Here is a 21,309-nt window from a genome sequence, read left to right on the forward strand (position 1 = left end):
TATGGACGGCATTGACATTGCATTGCACATGGCTCCCCCGGGCGCCTTGCCTCTCGTTCTGGCCGGCGAGTCGGTGGCGCTGCTGCCCGAGCGCGCGCTGTGGTGGCCGCGCGAGAAAACGCTGTTTGTCGCCGACGTGCACCTGGGCAAGGCCGCGAGCTTTCGCGCGCTGGGCCAGCCCGTGCCCTCGGGCACGACGCGCGACAACCTCGACCGGCTGAGCCAGCTGATCGACGGCCTGGGCGCGCAGCGCCTGGTGGTTCTGGGCGACTGGCTGCACGCGGCCACGGCCCAGCAGGAGCAGGTGATCGCCCCGGTGCGCGCCTGGCGCGAGCGCCATGCGCAGCTGGCCTGCCTGCTGGTGCGCGGCAACCACGACAGCCACGCGGGCGATCCGCCGCCCGCGCTGCGCTTCGAGATCGTCGACGAGCCGTTTCGCCTGGGGCCGTTCGCAGCCTGCCACCATCCGCAGACCGTGGCCGACGCGCTGGTGCTGGCCGGCCATCTGCACCCCGCGGTGCAGCTGCGCGGGCGCGCCTACGACCGCGCGCGCCTGCCGTGCTTTTGCACCGCGCCCGGGCTGATGATACTGCCCGCGTTTGGCGCCTTCACCGGCAGCACGCGCGAGCTGCCGGCCGCAACCGAGCGCTGCTACGCGGTGGGCGGTGGGCAGGTGGTGGCGCTGCCGTGGGTGGGTGGCCGGCGCTGAAGTGCGAGAGGTGTTTTTTAGCGGCTAAAACCCGCAGATGGCAACAGTGCAGCTTAAGCTAACTATTAGTTTTACTTAAGTTGATGTGTGAACTCCAAGCTATTCGTTAGTATTTCCATAAATACTAATACTAGCTTGGAGACAACATGAAAATTGCAGCGGGCCTGGATATCCGGGCGCTGAGAATTTTTGAAGCCGTCGCCACCTCCGGCAGCCTGTCGCTGGGCGCGCGCCAGTTGGGTGTGACCCAGTCGGCGGTGTCGCAGACCATCAGCCAGATCGAGAGCATCCTGGAAACCCAGGTGTTCGATCGCAGCCACCGGCCGTTCAAGCTCACGCCCGCGGGCATCGCGCTGAGCCGCCGCTCGCGCCAGATTGTCGAAGACATGGACCGCCTGGTGGTGCATGTGCGCGATGCCGACCTCGCCAGCCGGCCCGCGATGCGCGTGGGCATGATCGACTCGTTTGCCGCCACGGCCGGCCCGGCCATCGTCAAGAAAGTGACGGCTTCGGCCAGCCAATTGCTGCTGTGGTCTGGCCTGGCCAACAGCCATGCGGCGGCCTTGCTCAATCGCCAGCTGGATTTGATCGTCACGTCGGACACGCTGGACGATGTCAACGGTATCGTGCGCCGCTCGATCTTCTGCGAGCCTTTCATCGTCGCCATTCCGAAAGCCAGGCTGAGCCAGTTCCAGGATACAGACCTGACGACGCTCATCGCGCGCATGCCGTTCATCCGCTTCAGCGCGCGTTCGCACTTCGGCGCGATCATCGAGCGCCATCTGCGCCGCAGCGGCCATGTGCCGCGGCCCTATTTGGAGATAGACACATCGGACGTGGTGATGGCCATGGTCGCCGCGGACCTGGGCTGGACCATCACCACGCCGCTGTGCCTGCTGCAGGGCCGGGCCTACAACGCCCAGGTCGCCACCTTGCCGCTGCCCGGAGCGGCGCTCAGCCGCACCATTTATCAGCTTTCGCGCGAAGGCGAATATGAAGAGATGGTCGAGCACTGTTTCCAGGCCAGCCGCAATGTGCTCGAGACCGATATCTTCCCCGAGATCCGCGCCCAGATTCCCTGGCTGCGCAGCGGACTCGCGCTGAGCTGAGTTCCCCGTTTTCCGGTCATTCCATTAATAAATCAAGGAGACAAGATGTCCATCAATCGACGCAATTTCATGCAGGACTGCGCGCTGGCTTCCCTGGCCGCGGCGCTGCCACTGGGCGCTCTGGCCGCGGGCCAGAGTGTCAAGTACGGCGGCTCGGCCTGGCTGGGCCATTACCCGGCTTATCTGGCGATGACCGAGGGCTACCTCAAGGAAGCCGGCATAGAGCAGGACTGGCAAATGTTCGGCACCTCGTCGGCGCGCATGACCGCCGTGATGTCGGGCGGCGTCGACATTGCCTGCACGGGCATTGTCTCGGCGCTGGCGTTGATGTCGCGCGGTGCACGCCAGTTCTCCATCATCGCGATTCCTGAGAACTTCGGCCGTGTCGAAGGCATCGTGGCGCGCAACGGCATTCGCAGCATTGCCGACCTCAAGGGCAAGAAGCTGGGCGTCACGTTTGCTTCGAGCGCCCACCTGCTGGTGCTGGATGTGTTGGACAAGGCCGGCTTCAAGCCCGCCGACGTCGCCGTGCTCAACGTGCCCGCGCCCGAGTTGCCGGCCGCGATGCAGGCCGGCCAGATCGACGCCGCGGCCGCGTGGACACCGCAGTTCGACAGCATTCTTCGCCAGCCCGGCGTGACGCTGCTGGCCGACGACACCAGGTTCAGCCTCTACGAATCGCACAAGGTGACTCCGGGCCCCGACGTGCTGGTGGTACGCAAGGCGTTTGCCGAGAAGAACAAGGACTTGGTCAAGGCCTACCTCAAGGCCTATTTCAGATCCAATGAACTGCTGCGCCAGAAGCCCGAGGAGGCGGCGCGCGCGCTCACCAAGCTGACCCAATTGAGCGCCGAGGACCAGATGGCGTCGGTCAAGGGCGCGGAGTGGTACACGCTGGCCCAGCAGGCGGAGATTCTCAAAGGCCCCTACATGGAAGGCCTGCAAAAGCTCGCGGAACTGCTGGTCAAGCACAAGCAGATCGACAAGGCCCCGGTCGTCAAGGACTGGATAGATGCGTCGTTCATCACCGCCTGAGGAGTAAGCGTGATTTCCAAACCTCCTTCCCGCGGCGCCTTGCTGACCACCAGCGCCGCTTCCGTCCTGGTCTTCCTGCTGTTGTGGGAAGCCTGCTGCCGTGCCGGGCTGGTTGACCCCATCTTCCTGCCGCCGCCCAGCGCGGTGCTGGCCAAGGCCCTGCAGATGATGGGCGAAGGCACGCTGCTGGCCAACGTGCTGGCCTCGGCGCGCCGGGTGATGATGGGTTTTCTGGCGGCGACCGCGATTGCGATTCCGTTGGGCATCATGCTCGGCACCTCGACCTATGCTCGCGCCGCATTCGATCCCATCCTTTCCTTCCTCAGGCCGCTGCCCTCGATGAGCTGGATTCCGCTGTCGCTGCTGTGGTTCGGCATCACCGAGACGCAGAAGTACAGCATTGTCTTCATGGGCACGTTTGCGCCCGCACTGGTGTATGTGATCGAGGCCACGCGCAATATCGATCCGCTGCTGATCCGCGCGGCGCAGAACCTGGGCGCCAGCCGCTGGCAGGTCATGAAAGAAGTGATTCTTCCGGGAAGCCTGGCGCAGATCCTGAGCGGTCTCAAGGTCATCCTGGGGCTGGCCTGGACCTGCGTGATTTCTGCCGAACTGGTGGCAGCCCGCGAAGGCCTGGGCTTTCTGATCATGAATGGCAAGGAATTCTTCCAGACTGAAGTCGTGGTGCTGGGCATGGTGCTGATCAGCATCACGGTGCTGGTGACCGACTTCGTGTTCCGTTTGATTGAGAACCGCGTATTGAGGTGGCAGCGATGAGCGAGACAAGCATGATTTCCATTCAGGGAATTTCCAAGCACTACGGCGACTTCAAGGCGCTCGATCATGTCGATCTTGAAATCAAGAAGGGCGAATTCGTCGTCCTGCTCGGTGCCTCGGGCTGCGGCAAGTCGACGCTGCTCAATTTGGTGACCGGCTTCGACCGTCCCACGGCCGGGCGCATCGTCGTCAACGGCCGCGAGGTCAACAAGGTCGATCCGCACTGCGGCATGGTGTTCCAGCAATACGCGCTGTTTCCTTGGCTCACGGTGATCGACAACGTCGCGTTTGGTCTGAAGATGAAAGGCGTGGCCAAGGGCGAACGCCTCGAAGTTGCCCAGCGCTTCATCGAGATGGTCGGCTTGCGTGGCTTCGAGCAGAAATTTCCCAGCGCGCTCTCGGGCGGCATGCGCCAGCGCGTCTCGATTGCGCGCGTGCTCGCCAATGACCCGGATGTGATCCTGCTTGACGAGCCTTTTGCCGCGCTCGACGCGATGACGCGCCAGGTGCTGCAGGACGAGTTGCTGCAGATTTACGAGAAGAGCAAGAAGACCATCATCTTCATCACCCACTCGATCGACGAAGCGCTGCTGCTGTCGACGCGCATGCTGATCATGAGCGCCCGGCCCGGCCGCGTGGTGATGGACATTCCCAATGACCTGCCGCTGCCGCGCAATGCCGAAGTGCAGCTTTCCGCGCGCTACAACGAACTCAAGTCGCAGATTTGGGGAACGGTGCAGTCAGAAGTCATGCGCAGTCTGCAGGCGTCGAGTCACTAACCAGCAGAGCCCCAAAATGACGACCGCTACTACTTTCCCGAGCTACCAGGCGAGCTCGGGCTGGAATGATTTGCTCGCAAAAAGGACGCCGCTCACGCGCGCGCCCGCTGAAAAGCACTTCGACGCCATCGTGATCGGCGCAGGCGTGACCGGCCTGGCCGCAGCGCGGCGCATTGCCGAGATCGAGCCGCAGGCACGCATCCTGATTGTCGATGCCAGCACCGTTGGCGAAGGCTCCTCGGGGCGCAACTCGGGCTTTCTGATCAATCTGCCGCACAACACCGGCATGTCGGGGCATGGCAGTCCGGTGGCGGTGGCAAAAAAGCAGATCGCGCTCTACAACACCGGGCTCGACTGGCTCAAGTCACTGATCGACCGCCACGGCATCGACTGCGGCTGGAACCCCATAGGCAAATACCACGCGGCGGCGACGGCCGACGGCGCCAAACGTCTCAAGGCCTCGCTGCGCCAGTACCAGGACTGGGGCGTGGTCTACCAGGAACTCGAACGCGACGCGCTCGAACACCAGCTGGGCACCAGCCACTACCACTATGGCTACCACTCCGACAACAACGTCTTTGTGCAGCCCGCAGCGCTGGTGCGCGGCCTTGCCGATCACCTGCCGCCCAATGTCCAGCTATGGGAAGGCGAGCCCGTGCTCGCGCTGCACGAAGGCCGGCCGCACCGCGTGGTGACGCGCAGCGCCGAGCTCACAACGCGGCGCGTGATCGTTGCCAACAACGGCTTTGCGCGCAAGCTGGGCCTGGCGCGCGACCGCGTGTTCACCATCTACACCTATGCGGGCTTCACCGGCCAGCTCGATGACGACGAGCTGCGCAAGCTGGGGCCGGCGCCGGAGTGGGGCGTGATTCCCGCGAACCGCCTGGGCACGACGCTGCGCAAGGCCGCCTCGGGGCGCTTCATGGTGCGCAGTGCCTATTCATATGAGCGCGAGCAGCCTATGGCCGATGTCCAGAAGATGCTGCAGGCCTGCTACCAGACCCGCTACCCGCGCATGCACAGCCATGAACTACCGCTGGTCTGGGGCGGAGTCACGGCGCTCACACGCAATGGCGCACTGTATTTCGGCCAGATCGGTGACGGCATCTACATATCCATAGGCTGCAACGGCGCAGGAATGCTCAAGGGCAGCATGTTTGGAAAACTGCTGGGCGAAATGGCCTGCGGCGAGCAGTCGCCGCAGCTTGCCGATGCGCTGGGGTTTGAAAAGCCCAGCTGGCTGCCACCGGAACCGATACGCCGGATTGCCGTCACCAGCGCCATCCGCTATCAGAAACACAAGGCCGGCATCGAGTGCTGAGCCGCAATCCAAGGAAACCAGAATGTCGAATATCACCCGTACCGGCGGCAACCACCGCATGTCCAACGTCGTGCGCCACGAGAACACGCTTTATCTGGCGGGCCAGGTGCCCGACGACGTGAGCGTGGGCATCACCGGCCAGACGCAGGAAGTGCTGGCGAAAGTCAGCCGCATCCTGGAGGAGCATGGCAGCAGCAAGTCGCGCATCCTGTCCTGCCAGATTTACCTGTCGGACATGCGCTATTTTGCGGAGATGAATGCTGTCTGGGACCAGTGGGTGGACGCGGACCATGCGCCCGCGCGCGCCACGGTCGAGGCGCGGCTGGCAAGCCCGGCGAAGTTCATCGAAGTCTGTATCGTGGCGGCCACCGAGTAGCGCGCAGCGCTATTGCCCTGCAGCCAGATACCGCAGCATCGCCACCGCGCCGGCGACAATGCCCGCGATGGCAATCAGGCTGGCCAGGCTCAGCAGGGAAACCGCGCTGATGCCCTGGCCCACGGTGCAGCCCAGCGCGGTCACGCCGCCCACACCCATCAGCAGCGCGCCCAGCAGATGGCGCGCGAGGTCCTGGGTGTCGGCAAAGCCCTGCCACTGGAAGTCGCCCCGCCACAGCGCATGCACCAGGCTGCCCGCGACCATGCCGCAGACCGAGGCAATGCCCCAGGTCAGCCGCTTGTTGCTGTCGCTGAAGAACAGCAGCCAGTCCAGCGTATGCGCGACCGGGGTGACGAAACTGAAGGCTTCGATGCGGCCGCTGTAGGTGGTCGCATACATATGCTCCAGCGTCTCGGGGTGTTCGGCGACTTCGCCCACATGGCCGCCCAGCCACCAGGCCGCGGTCACGCAAAGGCCTACGGCCAGTCCGCCCAGCAGCACGCCGGCGTTGCGCCCCGGCCTGAGCGCGAGCGCGATCAGCAGGCCGCCCAGCCCCAGGCCCAGCGCCAGCCGCGTGGCGAACACCGGCCAGCCGCCGGCCTGGGCCAGCAGTTCGGGCAGCAGTGCCAGCGTGTCGAACTGCAGCTGCACGCTGTCGAGCCAGCGCACGCGCGCCACGGCCGTGACGCCCTTGAGCGTGGCAAAGGCCGCCAGGCCCATGACCAGCAGCACCACCAGCGCCTTGAGGCTGCCGCCGCCCAGGCGCGTGAGATTGCGCGCGCCGCAGCCCGAGGCCAGCACCATGCCGGCGCCAAACAGCAGGCCGCCGACCAGCGCCGACAGCCAGGGCAGCTGCCGGCTTGCATAGAGGGTGTCGCCCACGGCCACGCCGCCCCACAGCACCAGCGCGGTCGCGCCGCACATCGCCACGCCCACGGCCAGCGCCCATTGGCGCATGCGCGTCCAGTCCTGCAGATAGGCCACGTCGCTGATCGCACCCATGGTGCAAAAGCGCGTTTCGCGCATGGCAAAGCCCAGCACGGCTGCCAGCAAAAAAATGACCGCCAGGACGGCGGTCGACAGGGAGGAAAACTCGGCAGCACTCATGCGCGCATTGGAAGGTGCATCGCCGGCTCAGCGTACTGGCATATACCCGCAGCCGGGCGTTAACGCCACCTTAATGCAAGTCATACGAGTCCCTTGTCGGGGCGCACATTGACCAGCCGGGGCTCGTTGGGCCGGCCCGGCTTGATCACCTTCTGGTCCTTGAGCCAGGGCTCGACGATTTCCCAGATCTGCTTGTTGCCGGCGTTCTTCGCGTCTTCGGCCACGGGCGCCCAGCCCGCGACCTTGTACTTCTTGTCGGCCTCGAGCAGCTGGCCGTTGAGGCGCATGTCGCTGATGCGCTTGCCGGCGCCGGCCGTGGGGTCGCACTGGTACTGCAGGCCGCCCACGCGCACCATGTCGCCGCCTTGCTGGTAGTAGGGGTCGGGGTTGAACAGGTTGTCGCCCACGTCCTCGAGCACGGTCTTGATCGTCGCGCCGGTCATCTCGGTGACGGTGGCATAGGAATAGGTGGTGGCCGTCATGTCCATCAGCCATTCGCGCGTGATGTCCTGGCCGGCAAGCAGCGAGGTGCCCCAGCGGAAACCCGGCGAGAACGCGATCGGCGCGTCCTGCACGGCCATCATGGCGTCGAGCAGCAGCTGGTCGCCCGTGCCGTTGAAGTTGCCGCGCCGGTACAGCGTGCCGTCGGTGCGCGCCAGCACCTCGCCCAGCCTGGCTTCGTAGGGCGCGCGCACGCGCGTGATCAGCGCGTCCATCGCGGGGTCGGCCGGCAGGATGTTGGCGAACACCGGCAGCAGCCGGTACTTGAAGCCGGCGACCTTGCCTTCCTTGACGTCGAAGTCCAGCACGCCGAGGAACTTGCCGTTGGAGCCGGCGTTGGTGACTATGGTCTTGCCGCCGGCGTTGCTGACGATGGTCGGTAGGGGCATGCCGTCGTGCGTGTGGCCGCCCAGGATCGCATCGATGCCGCGCACCCGGCCCGCCATCTTGATGTCCACGTCCATGCCGTTGTGCGACAGCACGACCACCACCTTGGCGCCCTTGGCGCGCGCCTCGTCGACCATGGTCTGCAGGTTGTCGTCCTGTATGCCGAAGCTCCAGTCGGCCACCAGGTAGCGCGGGTTGGCGATGGGCGTATAGGGAAAGGCCTGGCCGATGATGGCCACGGGAACGCCGTTGATCTCGCGGATCACATAGGGCTTGAACACCGGATCGCCGAAGTCGGCGGTCTTGACGTTCTGGGCGACGAAATCGAGCTTGCTGCCGAAGTCCTTCTCGATGATCTCCTTGACGCGCTCCATGCCGTAGGTGAACTCCCAGTGGCCGGTCATCACGTCGACGCCCAGCAGCTTGCAGGCCTCGACCATGTCCTGGGCCTGGGTCCACAGCGATGTGGCCGAGCCCTGCCAGGTGTCGCCGCCGTCAAGCAGCAGCGCCCCCGGGCGCGCGGCGCGCATGCGCTTGACCAGGGTCGCCAGGTGCGCGAAGCCGCCCACCTTGCCGTAGCGCTGGGCCGCGGCGTCGAAGTCCAGGTAGCTGAACGCATGGGCGCCGGCCGTGCCCGGCGCAATCCCCATGGCCTTGAGCAGGTGCTCGCCCACCAGATGCGGCGCCTGGTTCTTCATCGCGCCCACGCCCAGGTTCACGCTGGGTTCGCGAAAGTGAATCGGTTTGAGCTGCGCATGGCAGTCGGTCATGTGCAGCAGCGACACGTTGCCGAACGCCGGCACGTCGTACAGCACCTTGTCGGCCAGCGCCGTGTCGGCGTGGGCATAGCGCTGCAGGCCCATGCCCGAGACGCTGGCCGCGGCCAGCACTTGCAGGAATTCGCGTTTGGAGAGGCTCATGGTTCAGTCGGAAAGCCGCGGGCGGCGCGGTCAGCGCGCCCGCCGCATTGCAAGGGAGGGAGTCAGCGATTGACCGGGGACTTGGGGTCTACGAGCAGGCCCACGAGATCGCGCACCTGGGCCTCGCCCAGGATGCCCGCATGGCCGAAACGCGGCATGCCCGAGCAGGCGTTGTAGGCCTTGGCGTTCCAGATCTTGCCCCAGGTGTATTCGACGATGGCGCGCGCCTCGGCGCTGTTCGGGTCGGTGATGCCGCGCAGCTTGCCGTAGTTGTAGAGGCTGGGGCCCAGCGTGCCAAACGAGATTTCCTCGCGGCTGATCTGGTGGCAGTTGTAGCAATTGCCGCCGTTGGCGCTGCCGGGCTTGTCGGTCCAGGTCATGCCGCGGCCGTTCTGCGCGATCTTCTCGCCTTCCTTCCAGTCGCCGACGAACTTGCCGTCGGCCGGCCACTGCACGGTCTTGAGATTGGCGGCTTCGATGGACTGGGCCTTGGCCTCGGTCAGCGCAATGCCCGACACGTCGGCCGCGCTGCAGGCCGCATTGGATTCGTCCTGCTGCAGCCGGTCGACCTTGGCAATGCCCTGGTCGCGAAACGAGGCCTGCACCATTTGTCGGGTCATCGCGTCCAGCGACTGCGCGGTATCCATCGAGGCGCAGCCGAGAACGACCAGGGAGGCGGCGACTGCGGCCACGGTGCAGAGCGTGGATAGGGGTTTGTGGTTTGACATCGCGGTCTCCTCAGCGCTTGATGGCCGGCGCGGTCGACATGCCGCCCTGGCCGTTGACGCCCATGAACACGCCCAGCGCCACGGTCACGTCGCTGGCATAGCCGGGGTAGGGGAAGCGCTGCTGGCGAAAGCAGTCGTTGAGCCGGCGCTGCATGCTCCACAGCTCGCCCGACGAGACGCGGTACGCGGGCCAGGAGCCGAAGCCTTCGGCCGCGCCCTTGGCCTGGGTGAGATTGGGCAGGTCCTGCAGGCGTATGCGCTTGTCGTCCGCGCCATGGCAGGAGGCGCAGGCAAAATCATGCGGGCCGCCGCGCAGATAGAACATGCGCTTGCCCACTTCGTACATCTGCTTTTCCTTGGCATGGCCTTGCGGCAGATTGAGCTTCATGCCCTTGGACTGCGAGGACACCCAGGCCACCAGGCCTTCCATGTTCTTTTGCTCGTCCTTGCCAAACGGCGTGGCGGCGATCTTGGCGGCGTCCAGGCCCTGCTGCACCTGCATGCAGGTCAGCAGGCGCGACTCGAGATCCTGCACCTTGTTGGTGTCGGCAAAGTAGCGCGGCAATTCGACAAACGCGCCCTTGACCACGCCCGGGCCCTTGCCCAGGTCACAGCGCTCGAGCGAGGCGTTCCTGGGGCCGCGCTTTTGCTTCCACAGCTCCTCGCCTTTCATCTCGAACAGTTCCGCGGGATTGCCGTCCTGCAGCATTTCACGGTATTCGGCAATGCCGTCGGCCGTGCTTTTCTGCGCCAGCGCCGGGGCGCACAGGGCCATCAGCGCGGCAGCCGCCAAGCCGGCGGCGGGGGATGTTTGTCTCATGGGGCGTCCTCTCTTTTTTGTTCTCGGGCAAGGAGGCGGCGCGCAGGCAGGGCCGGCGCACCGGCGGCGCAGGCCGTTGTCAGCTGACGGTGGCTTCGTCGGTGCGGGTCTCGCCGCGGTTGTCCTTCCAGCTCACGGACAGCTTGTCGCCGGCCTTGGCGCCCTTGACGACGAACTGCAGGAACGGGTTCTTGGACACCGCCGGGCCCCAGTCGGCGGCGAAGATCGGCTTGCCGTTGAGGCTGGCCGTGACTTCCTGGATGAACCAGGCGGGGATGACCTTGCCTTCCGCGTCCTTGCGCAGGCCTGTCTCCATTTCATGTGCCATCAGCACGCGTACCGTGGTCTTGTCTCCGGCGGCCTGGGCCCGGATGCGCATTGGATCTGCCATGTCTTTCTCCTTGTTCTGTGAATCAGCCGCCGCAACCGCCCAGCGTCACCTTGACTTCCTTCTTCGCGAAGAAGGCCTTGCCGTCGTTGGTGATCGCCACCGCATAGACGTCAGAGGACTGGCCCAGCTTGGCGCGCGTGAGGAAGTTGGACTCGAGCGCTTCGTTGACGGTGAACGCGGCAATCATGGTGTTGGGGTTCTTCTCGACCAGGATCAGCAGCTGCTTGACGTTGGGCAGCGTGGTTGCCGCGCCGATCGGCACGACGGCGCCGTTCTCGGCGATATCGGGCGCGGTGAGCGTCACATCCTTGCTTTCGGCCGGCGCCGACGCGCCCATGGCCTTGAGCACTTCGGCCATGGTCTTGGCCTCGAACGCGGCCTTGTTGTAGGCCGCGTGCGCGGCCTGGGGCAGCACGCCCGCGGCCGCGAGCAGCCCCAGCGCGGCTGCGCTGTTCTTGAGTGCGTCTCTGCGTTTCATCTTCTGTCTCCTTGTGTTGGATCTATGGCCGGCGACGCGCGCGGGCCTTCAGGGTTTCTGGGTTCCGGCAAGCCAGTTCGCAATGATTCTGGCGTCGTCGTCGCTGAGCTGGGGCTGCGGCGGCATAGGGATAGACCCCCACACCCCGGTGCTGCCCGACTTGATCTTGCCGATCAGGTAATCGGTCTGGCCACCGAACTTGGCGGCGATGTCCTTGAACGCCGGGCCTACGATCTTCTGCTCCATGCCGTGGCAGGCAATGCAGGCGTTCTTCTCCAGCAGCGCCGTGGGCACCTGCGTGGCCGCGGGTGCCTGCCTGGCCTTCTTGCTGGCGCCGCCATCGGTCTCGATGCCGTGCTGCGCGCCGATCAGGCGGTTTTGCTGCGCCAGATTGCCGTGGTTGTTGCTGGCATGGTCGGGCAGGGCGGAGCGCACCTGGGGCGCGGGCGCGCAGTTGCTCATGCAGGCCTTGGCCTGGACATCGGGCCTGGCGCTGGCCTGGAACTCCTTGCCCGGCCACAGCGCATGGGCGCTGGTCATGCCGTTGCGGTTGGGCAGCCTGGCCTGCACCTGGGCCATGTTCTTGTCGCTGAGCGTGAAGTCCTCGGGAACGATCTCGCCCAGGTTCAGCAGATAGGCCGTGACTGCATAGACCTCTTCGGTCGACAAGGTCTTGGGCGCATTCCAGGGCATTGCGCGGTTGATGTAGTCCCACAGCGTCGACAGCGTCGCGGTCTTCATCAGCGTCGTGCGGCCGGGAAAGCCCGGGTCCTTCAGGCGCGCGGCATGGCCGGTCTTGATGTCCTCGGCCGTCGTGCCGCCGACCAGCGGGCTGAAGACTTCGTTGGCCTCGCCAAACACGCCGTGGCAGGACGCGCACTTGCCTTCCCAGACCTGCATGCCCTGGCGCACGCTGCCCGATCCTTCGGGCAGGCCCTTGAAGTCAGGGCGCACGTCGATGTCCCAGGCCTTGACTTCCCTGGGCGTGGCATCGCGGCCAATGCCGGGAAAGCCGTTGCTTGCCTGGGCCGAGGCGCCCAGGGCCAGCGCCGCCAGCACGCCGGCGACGGCCAGGCGGAAATTACGCGAGCTGGACATTGGCCACCTCCCCATTGGTGTGCACCGCCCACGACTGGATTGCATTGTTGTGATAGATCGACCGGCTGCCGCGCACCGCGCGCAGCTGCTGGTAGGTGGGCTGCACATAGCCGGTCTCGTCCATGGCGCGGCTCTGGATGATGCATTCCTCGCCGTTCCAGATCCAGTCCAGGTTGAAACGCGTGAGGCACTTGTCCATCACCGGGCCTTCGAGCCGCGCGCTGCGCCAGTTGCGGCCGCCGTCGACGCTCACATCGACGCGCTTGATCCTGCCGCGCCCCGACCAGGCCAGGCCGGTGATGTTGTAGAAGCCCTTGTCGAGCAGCATCTGTCCGCCCGAAGGCGTGGTCACGACGCTCTTGCATTCCTGGATGCTGCTGTACTGGCGGTGCTGGCCGTCGGGCATCAGGTCGACGTAATGAATGGCTTCGTCCTTGGTCGCGTAGGGCATGTCGCCGACTTCGATGCGCCGCAGGTACTTGACCCAGCTCACGCCCTGCACGCCGGGCACCACCAGGCGCAGCGGATAGCCTTGCTCGGGCCGCAGCATCTCGCCGTTCTGGCCATAGGCCACCAGCACTTCGCCCGAGGTGATCAGCTCGACGGGAATGGTGCGTGTCATCGACGAGCCGTCGGCGCCTTCGGCCAGAATGAACTTGCCCTTCCTAAGATCGGCGCCGGCCATTTCCAGCAGGCGTATCAGCGGCACGCCAGTGAATTCGCTGCAGGACAGCATGCCGTGCGTGTACTGCACCGTGGGCACGGCCACGTTGCCCCATTCCATGCCGGTGTTGGCGCCGCATTCAATGAAATGAAAGCGCGACACCGAAGGCAGGCGCATGATTTCATCCATGGTGAAGACCATGGCGTTCTTCACCAGGCCGTTGACCATCAGCCGGTGCTTGGACGGATCGATGTCCCACCAGCCCTGGTGGTGGCGCTCGAAATGCAGGCCGCTGGGCGTGACGATGCCAAACAGCGACTGCATGGGCGCAAACGACACCGAGGCCTGCTTGGTCTGCGTGAGCCCCGGGCTCTGGCGGCGCTGCACATTGGCTTCGTATTGGGACGGCTTGCCGTAGCCGTCGGTGACCACGGCCTGGCCCAGCCCCTTGCTGTGCGCGGGCAGCTCGAGAATGTTCGGGTCGCCGTCACCCACGCCCGCGGCGCGCGCCGAAGTGGTGACGGCCGCCGTCGTCGCCGCGGCCGCCGCAAACGCGCTGCGAATGAAGTCGCGCCGCCCGGCCTTGGCCTGGGCAAACACCGTGCCCACCTCGCGGGCCGGAACGAAATTCTCCGGCGCCTTGCGTATCCGGCCTGTCATGCTCACTGCGCTCCCGCAAGAATCCAGCCGGCCAGCGTACCGGCATCTGCCTCGCTGAGCGCAGCCTGCGCCGGCATGGGAACAGGACCCCATTTGCCCGCGCCGCCGGCCTTGATGCTCTTGGCCAGCTGCGCCTGGGCATCGGCCTGGCCCGCGTACTTCTTGGCGATATCGCGGAACGCTGGACCGACCAGCTTCTTGTCCACCGTGTGGCAGGCCATGCAGGCATTCTTCTGCGCCAGCGCCTGATTCGCCACCGCCACGCCAGGCATTGCCGCCACCAGCGCCACTCCCAGCCAGGATTTCCAATGCTTCACCGCGCTCTCCTTATATTTGTATATAAGCATGTTGTTATGTATTAGTTTCCAACAGGCGCGATGCTTTGTGATGTGGCGATTACCCTCGTTGTTCCTGATTGGAATAGCGCTTTGTGAAGCCGTCTTTTGCCTATATTTGTGGCGCGGACGTTCACCCTTCGACGCGGCTCAGGGCGAACGGGGGAGGGAACTCTGTGCCAGGCTCAGGCGAACGGAGTAATTTGGAGCGCAAAGCTTCCTATCCGTTCGTTCTGAGCTTGTCGAAGGAGGAACGGCCTGTGCTCAAGCCAGAAGAAGGGACCCGTGCGCGTACGTTCACCCTTCGATGTGGCTCAGGGCGAACGGGGGAGGGAACTCTGTGCCAGGCTCAGGCGAACGGAATCATTTGGAGCGCGAAGCTTCCTATCCGTTCGTCCTGAGCTTGTCGAAGGATGAACGACCTGTGCTCAAGCCAGAAGAAGGGACTCGTGCGCGTACGTTCACCCTTCGACGTGGCTCAGGGCGAACGGGGGAGGGGAACTCTGTGCCAGGCTCAGGCGAACGGAACAATTTGGAGCGCAAAGCTTCCTATCCGTTCGTTCTGAGCTTGTCGAAGGAGGAACGGCCTGTGCTCAAGCCAGAAGAAGGGACCCGTGCGCGTACGTTCACCCTTCGACTTGGCTCAGGGCGAACGGGGGAAAAGAACAGGCCGACAGATGCCGGGCTCAGGGCAGACGCGCCCTGTCCAGCCTCAGCCCCCGCGCACCGCCGCCCTTGCCTGCGCCAGCCGGTCTTCGAGATAGGCCCCATAGAAATCCGGAATCGAGCTGCCCGCGAGCCGCTCGGCGACTTCGCGTGCGCCTGCGCCGTAGAACAGCACCGTGGGCGCGACCTCAATGCCCAGTTGCCGCACCAGAGCGCCATGCGTGGTCTGCGCGCCCGAGGCATCGCGCAGCGGCTCGCGTGCCAGGAAATGGATTTGCGTGACCCATGCGCCCGCGCGCTGCAAGGGCAGTAGATGGTGCTCGCGCACCACGCGGCAAAACGGGCAGCCGTGCAGCGTGGCCATCACCAGCAGCGGCTCGCGGCGCGCCAGCGCCGCCGCCAGGTCCTGCTGCAGGTCGCTGCTGCTGGGCAGCAGGCGTTCCGAAGCATCGGGCGCGGCCAGCGCCGGGGAGAGCATGCCAGGCAGGGCCGCCGCTGCCGCCATGCGCAGCAGCGCGCGCCGGCGCGCGGCCAGCGCATCGCTCATGGCTTTTCCTGCTCCATCAGCAGGAAGGTGTTGTAGGCATTCATGCGGTTGGCCTCCTTGAACAGCGGATAGCGCGCGAAGCGCGACCAGTCGGTGGCCGCATAGGCCTCGTCAAACGGATCGAGATTGGCCGCGGCCTTGCCCATGGCTTCGCGCAGAAAGACCAGGTAGTCGCGCGTGAGCTGCATGTCCGGCTTGGGCTTGCTTGAAGCCGGGCCATGGCCGGGCACCATGACCTTCACGGGCAGCTGCAGCAGGCTGTCGAGCGCGGCAATCCAGTGGCGGCTGTCGGCCTGGCCCACATAGGGAATGCGGTTGCGAAACACCACGTCGCCTATGAACAGCACGCCGCTTTGCGGCAGGAACACGGCCATGTCCTCGGGGGCATGGGCCGGCCCCATGTGCTGCAGCACGAAGTCCGTGCCGCCAATGCGCAGCGTCTGCGTGTCGTTGGTGATCCATTGGCCCGCGGACACCATGCGCGTGCTTTTGTCTATCCAGGGCGCGAGGTCCTGGCGCGAAGCCTGCAGCCGCAGTTGCGCGGTCTCCGACTGTAGGTATTCCTTGGCCAGCGCATGGGCGACGATCTTCGCGCCCAGGGCCTCGAACACCTGCAGGCCGTAGATGTGGTCGGCGTGATAGTGGGTGACCAGCACATGGCTGATGGGCTTGGGCGTGACGCTCCTGATCTTGTCGACCAGCTCCTGCGCCAGCGCGGGCGAGCCCAGCGCGTCTATCACCACCACGCTGTCGGCGGTCACCACAAAGCCTGCGTTGGAGATGAAATTGCGGTTGGCCGGCGAACCCAGCGCCGACACGCCTTGCACGTAATACGCATGGGGTGCGACCTGCTGCAGCTGCATGGGCACCGAGGCCACGGCCGAGCGCGGGGCGGGCGCATCGTGCGCGAAGGCGGGCGCTGCGGCCAGCAGCGCACACAGGGCCAGGCAGGCAGGCGCCCGCATGAACTTTGCCATGGGTCTTGTCTCCACTGAGCGGGCTGCGCGCCGGCCTGACTGCGCTGTCTGGCAGCAGGCACTAGCACTTGCCCTATTTTTGTATCGTAGTGAGCAGCTAATATAAGCCAGTAGCGATATTTGAAGAATGCCGTCTTTCCCTGACGATCCCACGCACTCCAGGAGACTCCCATGAAAAAAGCCCTCATCGCCATTGCGTTCGCGCTCACCACCGCCGTCGCTGCCGCGCAGGACATCGTCAAGGTGGTCTACCACGTCAACACCGGCGTCGAGACCGCAGCCGTGATCCTCAACAACATCAACAACGAACTCAATGCCTCGCCCACCGACAAGATCGTGGTCGTGACCCATGGGCCGGGCATCGACTTTCTGCTGAGCGACGCCAAGGACAGCAAGGGCCGCGAGTTCAGCGGCCAGGTCAGCGCGCTGGCCGCGCGCGGCGTCGATTTCCGCGTGTGCCACAACACGCTGGAGACGCGCAAGATCGATGCGGGCAGACTGCTGATGGAAACCCAGGTCGTGCCTTCGGGCGTGGCCGAAGTCGCGCGCCTGCAGGCCAGGGAAGGCTTTGTCTATCTCAAGCCCTGAGCGGCGCGCGCCATGAAAAAAGGCGCCTATGGCGCCTTTGTCGTTTGCCGCAGTCTTCAGTTCTGGTCGATCGCGATCTGCACGCAGATCGTGCGGCACATTTGCACCACTTTCTCGTTGGCGATGAAGTAGTAGATGCTCACGCCTTCGCGCCTGCGTCCCAGGATGCCGGCCTGGTACAGCGTGTTGAGATGCTGGGACATGTTGGGCTGGGTGGTGGTGATCTCGGCGCGCAGCTCCGAGACATTCTTCTCGCCATTGCACAGCGCGCTGATGATCTTCAGCCGCATCGGCGCGGCCATGGCCTTGAAAAGCTCGGCGGCACTTTCAAAGACGCTGTCATCTTCAATCTCTGGCGATTTCATTGTGCAAGCCTACTCCGGGGCAAACGATGCCGGCAAGTCTAGCGGAAACCGCGCCACGCCCTCAGGCGATATCGAGCATGGGAATCAGCGAGCGCAGCTTGTCCATTGCCGACTCGCCCTCGATGCCGTGCAGATCGGCCAGGGGCTCGGAATCGTCGACCAGCACATAGGCCATGGACCAGTTTCTGAACATGCGCTCTTCAGCGCTTGGGCCCTGGTGCTGCAGCCGGAACTGCACATGCCGGCGGTCCTGGGCAATGCTGACCACCAAGCCCATCACGGCCTCTTTAGGGCCTTCAAGGTATTGGAAAAAACGCTGGCCATCGAACACCAGAATGCCGGTGATGTCGTGGTCCTTGTTGAAGCCGCGCGCGGTCTTGACGATGTCGGCGACGCAGCTGATGGGCGCGCTGGGAGAGATTTGGCTGTGATAGAGAACGCAATACTGGTTGGAATTCAAGGCTACCTTTGGTGGGATTTTCCGGCCGTTTTCTGCGCGCCCGATGACCGGCATAGGGCGCACAGATTTCAATGATAAGACATTGTTTTCCATAGATCTGTATCTTTGTACAGCTGTTTCATTTTTGTTGAACGCGCTGTACCGACCTGCTGGTTCAGGCCACCCAGGATCCGTCATGCATGGGCTAAATCCTTTGCGGGGGCAGCGCCAGGCCGCGCCAGCAGCTGCGCCAGGCGCACCACGATGTCGTCGATCTGGCGTTCGTCGCAGATCAAGGCGGGCAGCAGGCGTATCACGCTGCCCTGGGTCACGGTGATCAGCAACTGCTGCTCTTCGAGCGCGCGGCCCACGAGTTCGTTGCAGGGCCGGTCGAGTTCTATGCCGACCATCAGGCCCTGGCCGCGGATCGCCAGAACCTGGGGGTGATCGGCCAGCGCGCGGCGCAATCCCGCGAGCAGCCGCGCTCCGAGCAAGGCCGCGCGCTGGGGCAGTTGCTCGCGCGCCATGATGTCGAGCACGCTGCAGCCTACGCGGCAGGCCAGCGGATTGCCGCCAAAGGTCGAGCCATGCTGTCCCGGCGAGAACAGATCGGCGGCCGCGCCGCGCGCGAGACACGCGCCTATGGGAAAGCCATTGCCCAGCGCCTTGGCCAGCGTCATCACGTCCGGCGCAATGCCCGCGTGCTGGTGGCCGAACCAGGCGCCCGTGCGGCCCAGGCCGGTCTGTATCTCGTCGAGCATCAGCAGCCAGCCATGCTGGTCGCACAGCTGGCGCAGCGCGCGCAGGTAGTCGGCGCTGGCCACGCGTATGCCGCCTTCGCCCTGCACGGGCTCGATCAGCACGGCGACGATGTCGGGCGATTGCGCTGCGGCCGCGCGCAGCGCGCCCATGTCGTCATAGGGCAGGCGCACAAAGCCCGGCAGCAATGGCGCGAAGCCGCTTTGCCTGGCCGGGTTGCCGCTGGCGGACAACGTGGCCAGGGTGCGGCCGTGAAAGCCGTTGTCCATCACCAGGATGCGGGGCGCGGCAATCTGCCGGCGCCGGGCATGCAGCCTGGCGAGCTTGAGCGCGGCCTCGTTGGCCTCGGCGCCGGAGTTGCAGAAGAACGCCTGCTCCATGCCGGTGAGCGCGCACAGGCGCTGGCCCAGCTGCTCCTGCCATTCGATGCGAAACACGTTGGAGGTGTGCAGCAGCGTCGCGGCCTGCTCGGCAATCACGGCGGCGATTTCGGGGTGGGCATGGCCCAGGCTGGTGACGGCAACGCCGGCAATGGCGTCAAGGTATTCGACGCCTTGCGCGTCCCAGAGGCGCGCGCCGCTGCCGCGCACAATGGAAACCGGCTGGCGCGCATAGGCGCGCATGAGATGGGAGGGCGTGGCTGGCATGCAAAGGTCTTTCTGGGCAATGGAGTGGGGGCAGGCGCGCGCGCCGGTGTCAGGTGCCGGCTTCGCCGGGCCAGTAATGGCTGTCGGGCAGGGCGCGCGCGCCGAAAATCGCCTGGCCCACGCGCACCACGGTCGCGCCTTCCTCGATGGCAATCTCGAAGTCGCCCGACATGCCCATCGACAGTTCATCGAGCGCCAGGCCCGCGGCCTGGTCCTGGCGCAGGCGCTCGCGCAGCAGGCGCAGCCGCACGAAGCACTGGCGCACGCGCTCGGCGTCGCTGGAAAACAGCGCCAGCGTCATCAGCCCGCGCAGGCGCAGCGCCGGGAAAGCGGGCAGGGCCCGGATGAAATCCGCCGCATCTTCGGGCGCGAGCCCGTACTTGCTGGCTTCGCCCGACGTGTTGACCTGCACGAATACATCGAGCGAACGTCCTTCGGCCTGCAACCGGCGATCTAGCGCCTCGGCCAGGCGCAGGCTGTCGAGCGCCTGGAATTCGCTGGCAAAGCGCGCCACCAGTTTGGCCTTGTTGGTCTGCAGATGACCTATCACCGACCATTGCAGATCGCCCAGGTCCTGCAGCGCCTGCCATTTGCCATGCGCCTCCTGCACCTTGTTTTCGCCCAGCATGCGGCAGCCGGCCGAATGCGCCAGGCGCAGGCGGTCGGCGGGCTGGGTCTTGCTCACGGGCAGCAGGCGCACGCCGGCCGCGTCGCGCCCCGCGCGCCGGCAGGCGGCTTCGATGCGCGCCTGCACCGCCGCCAGATTGCGCTCGAAGTCCTGGACCGTGCGCGCTTCGGGATACAGGCCATGTTGCGCATGGCGGGTGGGCGTGGCGTCATGTGCGGACATCAGTTCGCTCCCTTGGCAACCGGCGTGATCGCCGCCTGTGCCTGCGGCCAGCGGCCGTTGAGCAGCGCATGCGCGGCAAGCCCTATCACCAGCCCCCAGAACGCGCCGCCTATTCCCAGCAGCGTGATCTGCGCGGCCGAGGCGAGAAAGGTGATCAGCGCGGCTTCGCGCGTGCGCGCATCGGCCAGCGCGCCGGCCAGGCTCGCGCCAATCGTGCCCAGCAGCGCCAGGCCGGCAAGCGTGGTGATGAAGGTCGCGGGAAACGCCATGAACAGCGCCGCCAGCGTCACGCCGAACACGCCCACCAGGATGTAGAAAATACCTGCGGCAATGCCCGCGATCCAGCGCCTGGACGGGTCTTCGTGCGCCTCGGGGCCGGTGCAGATCGCTGCGGTGATTGCCGCGATGTTGAACGCATGCGCGCCGAACGGCGCCATCAGCAACGAGCCCAGCCCGGTGAGCGCGACGATGGGGCTGGCGCTGGTGCCATAGCCGTCGTTGCGCAGCACCAGCATGCCGGGCATGTACTGGCCGGTCAGCGTGATCAGGAACAGCGGCAGCGCCACGCTCAGCAGGGCATTGAGCGAAAACGCGGGCCGCGTGAACACCGGCGCGGCGAACTCCAGCCGCAGTCCTGTCAGATCGACCCGGCCTTGCAGCAGCAGCAGGCCCAGGCCCAGCAACAGGATGCCGACCACCGCATAGCGGGCCGAGAACCGCTTGAGCAGCAGATAGGCGGCGATCAGCAGGCCGCAGAGCAGGGGATCGGCGGTCATGCCGCCGAACGCTCCCATGCCGAACTGCAGCAGGATGCCTGCGAGCAGCCCCGCGGCCACGCCCGGCGGAATCCAGCGGATCACGCGTTCGAACCAGCCCGACAGGCCCAGCAGCACGAAGGCCGCGGCCGAAAGCATGTAGGCGCCCACGGCCTCGGCATAGGGCGTGGTCGCCAGTGCCGTCACCAGAAACGCTGCCGCGGGCGTGGACCAGGCGGTGATGACGGGCGCGCGCGTGGCCCAGCTCAGCAGTATGCCGGTCACGCCCACGCCGATCGAAATGGCCCAGACCCACGAGGCCGTGTGTTCGGCGCTCAGGCCCGCGACCCTGGCCGCCTGGAACACCAGGATGAAGGTACCGCCATAGTTGACGATGACCGAGATCAGGCCGGCGACGACAGGGTGGATGACATCGTTGAGACGAACGGTCGAAGGGGGTGGGACGCTGGACATGGACGTGGGCTTGTGAAACAGGAAAGCAGCAAGGGGAGTAAAAAACT

The 21,309-nt window shown here is 65.5% G+C and carries 24 protein-coding genes; 8 read left to right on the forward strand and 16 right to left on the reverse strand.

Annotated elements, in window-relative coordinates:
• Position 1: 1 nt before the first annotated feature.
• The 7 genes from pdeM (at position 2) to ACSVDO_RS21480 (ending at position 6,106) form a co-directional block, all read left to right on the forward strand.
• Positions 2-709, forward strand: coding sequence for a ligase-associated DNA damage response endonuclease PdeM (pdeM, locus tag ACSVDO_RS21450; protein ID WP_489597037.1), 708 nt, complete (start codon positions 2-4; stop codon positions 707-709).
• 146 nt (positions 710-855) lie between these two features.
• Positions 856-1,818, forward strand: a complete 963-nt coding sequence (locus tag ACSVDO_RS21455; protein ID WP_489597039.1) for a LysR family transcriptional regulator — start codon at positions 856-858, stop codon at positions 1,816-1,818.
• Positions 1,819-1,863: 45 nt separating this feature from the next.
• Positions 1,864-2,853, forward strand: a complete 990-nt coding sequence (locus tag ACSVDO_RS21460; RefSeq protein ID WP_489597041.1) for an ABC transporter substrate-binding protein — start codon at positions 1,864-1,866, stop codon at positions 2,851-2,853.
• A gap of 9 nt (positions 2,854-2,862) precedes the next feature.
• Positions 2,863-3,630 (forward strand): ABC transporter permease, encoded by a 768-nt coding sequence (locus ACSVDO_RS21465; protein WP_489597043.1) that lies wholly within the window; start codon positions 2,863-2,865, stop codon positions 3,628-3,630.
• 11 nt (positions 3,631-3,641) lie between these two features.
• The gene (locus ACSVDO_RS21470) at positions 3,642-4,409 is read left to right on the forward strand and encodes an ABC transporter ATP-binding protein (protein ID WP_489597045.1); all 768 of its coding nucleotides are present in this window, start codon (positions 3,642-3,644) and stop codon (positions 4,407-4,409) included.
• Positions 4,410-4,425: 16 nt separating this feature from the next.
• Positions 4,426-5,730 (forward strand): NAD(P)/FAD-dependent oxidoreductase, encoded by a 1,305-nt coding sequence (locus tag ACSVDO_RS21475; RefSeq protein WP_489597046.1) that lies wholly within the window; start codon positions 4,426-4,428, stop codon positions 5,728-5,730.
• Positions 5,731-5,752: 22 nt separating this feature from the next.
• The gene (locus ACSVDO_RS21480) at positions 5,753-6,106 is read left to right on the forward strand and encodes a RidA family protein (protein WP_489597047.1); all 354 of its coding nucleotides are present in this window, start codon (positions 5,753-5,755) and stop codon (positions 6,104-6,106) included.
• 9 nt (positions 6,107-6,115) lie between these two features.
• On the opposite strand, the gene ACSVDO_RS21485 is transcribed toward ACSVDO_RS21480, so the two are convergent.
• From ACSVDO_RS21485 to ACSVDO_RS21535, 11 genes are all read right to left on the reverse strand, one after another.
• Positions 6,116-7,213: a YeeE/YedE family protein gene (locus ACSVDO_RS21485; protein WP_489597048.1), complete on the reverse strand. Its 1,098-nt coding sequence runs from the start codon at positions 7,211-7,213 to the stop codon at positions 6,116-6,118.
• An 80-nt stretch (positions 7,214-7,293) separates the two neighbouring features.
• Positions 7,294-9,021: a thiosulfohydrolase SoxB gene (gene soxB / locus ACSVDO_RS21490; protein ID WP_489597050.1), complete on the reverse strand. Its 1,728-nt coding sequence runs from the start codon at positions 9,019-9,021 to the stop codon at positions 7,294-7,296.
• A 62-nt stretch (positions 9,022-9,083) separates the two neighbouring features.
• Entirely contained in the window at positions 9,084-9,749 is a 666-nt protein-coding gene (gene soxX / locus ACSVDO_RS21495) for a sulfur oxidation c-type cytochrome SoxX (RefSeq protein ID WP_489597052.1), read from the reverse strand.
• Positions 9,750-9,759: 10 nt separating this feature from the next.
• Positions 9,760-10,569: a sulfur oxidation c-type cytochrome SoxA gene (gene soxA / locus ACSVDO_RS21500; RefSeq protein ID WP_489597054.1), complete on the reverse strand. Its 810-nt coding sequence runs from the start codon at positions 10,567-10,569 to the stop codon at positions 9,760-9,762.
• A 79-nt stretch (positions 10,570-10,648) separates the two neighbouring features.
• Positions 10,649-10,960, reverse strand: a complete 312-nt coding sequence (soxZ, locus tag ACSVDO_RS21505; protein ID WP_489597056.1) for a thiosulfate oxidation carrier complex protein SoxZ — start codon at positions 10,958-10,960, stop codon at positions 10,649-10,651.
• 22 nt (positions 10,961-10,982) lie between these two features.
• Positions 10,983-11,438, reverse strand: coding sequence for a thiosulfate oxidation carrier protein SoxY (gene soxY, locus ACSVDO_RS21510; RefSeq protein ID WP_489597057.1), 456 nt, complete (start codon positions 11,436-11,438; stop codon positions 10,983-10,985).
• A gap of 48 nt (positions 11,439-11,486) precedes the next feature.
• A complete protein-coding gene (locus ACSVDO_RS21515; protein WP_489597059.1) occupies positions 11,487-12,536 on the reverse strand; it encodes a c-type cytochrome in 1,050 nt (349 codons plus the stop codon).
• Complete coding sequence (gene soxC / locus ACSVDO_RS21520; protein WP_489597061.1) at positions 12,520-13,860, reverse strand: sulfite dehydrogenase; 1,341 nt, start codon at positions 13,858-13,860, stop codon at positions 12,520-12,522. The genes ACSVDO_RS21515 and soxC overlap by 17 nt, the downstream gene beginning before the upstream one ends.
• 2 nt (positions 13,861-13,862) lie before the next feature.
• Complete coding sequence (locus ACSVDO_RS21525; protein ID WP_489597380.1) at positions 13,863-14,132, reverse strand: c-type cytochrome; 270 nt, start codon at positions 14,130-14,132, stop codon at positions 13,863-13,865.
• A gap of 775 nt (positions 14,133-14,907) precedes the next feature.
• On the reverse strand, positions 14,908-15,408 hold the full coding sequence (locus tag ACSVDO_RS21530; RefSeq protein WP_489597062.1) for a thioredoxin fold domain-containing protein: 501 nt from the start codon (positions 15,406-15,408) through the stop codon (positions 14,908-14,910).
• The gene (locus ACSVDO_RS21535) at positions 15,405-16,385 is read right to left on the reverse strand and encodes an MBL fold metallo-hydrolase (RefSeq protein ID WP_489597064.1); all 981 of its coding nucleotides are present in this window, start codon (positions 16,383-16,385) and stop codon (positions 15,405-15,407) included. Before ACSVDO_RS21535 ends, ACSVDO_RS21530 begins: the two co-directional genes overlap by 4 nt.
• Before the next feature lie 171 nt (positions 16,386-16,556).
• Here ACSVDO_RS21535 and ACSVDO_RS21540 point away from each other — a divergent pair, with 171 nt between their 5' ends.
• Positions 16,557-16,973 carry a DsrE family protein gene (locus tag ACSVDO_RS21540; RefSeq protein ID WP_489597065.1) on the forward strand — a complete coding sequence of 139 codons (417 nt, stop codon included), beginning with the start codon at positions 16,557-16,559 and terminating at the stop codon, positions 16,971-16,973.
• A gap of 56 nt (positions 16,974-17,029) precedes the next feature.
• Here ACSVDO_RS21540 and ACSVDO_RS21545 read toward each other — a convergent pair whose 3' ends face one another.
• The 5 genes from ACSVDO_RS21545 to ACSVDO_RS21565 all read right to left on the reverse strand — a co-directional run bounded on the left by ACSVDO_RS21545 (position 17,030) and on the right by ACSVDO_RS21565 (position 21,262).
• On the reverse strand, positions 17,030-17,338 hold the full coding sequence (locus tag ACSVDO_RS21545; protein ID WP_332537712.1) for an ArsR/SmtB family transcription factor: 309 nt from the start codon (positions 17,336-17,338) through the stop codon (positions 17,030-17,032).
• Between the two features lie 61 nt (positions 17,339-17,399).
• Positions 17,400-17,798: a BLUF domain-containing protein gene (locus tag ACSVDO_RS21550; RefSeq protein WP_489597067.1), complete on the reverse strand. Its 399-nt coding sequence runs from the start codon at positions 17,796-17,798 to the stop codon at positions 17,400-17,402.
• Positions 17,799-17,971: 173 nt separating this feature from the next.
• Positions 17,972-19,183 (reverse strand): aspartate aminotransferase family protein, encoded by a 1,212-nt coding sequence (locus tag ACSVDO_RS21555; protein ID WP_489597069.1) that lies wholly within the window; start codon positions 19,181-19,183, stop codon positions 17,972-17,974.
• A gap of 49 nt (positions 19,184-19,232) precedes the next feature.
• Positions 19,233-20,033 carry a YggS family pyridoxal phosphate-dependent enzyme gene (locus ACSVDO_RS21560; RefSeq protein WP_489597071.1) on the reverse strand — a complete coding sequence of 267 codons (801 nt, stop codon included), beginning with the start codon at positions 20,031-20,033 and terminating at the stop codon, positions 19,233-19,235.
• Positions 20,033-21,262: a benzoate/H(+) symporter BenE family transporter gene (locus ACSVDO_RS21565; RefSeq protein ID WP_489597073.1), complete on the reverse strand. Its 1,230-nt coding sequence runs from the start codon at positions 21,260-21,262 to the stop codon at positions 20,033-20,035. Before ACSVDO_RS21565 ends, ACSVDO_RS21560 begins: the two co-directional genes overlap by 1 nt.
• Positions 21,263-21,309: the final 47 nt, after the last annotated feature.

The sequence above is a fragment of the Comamonas sp. DB36 genome (assembly GCF_057914905.1).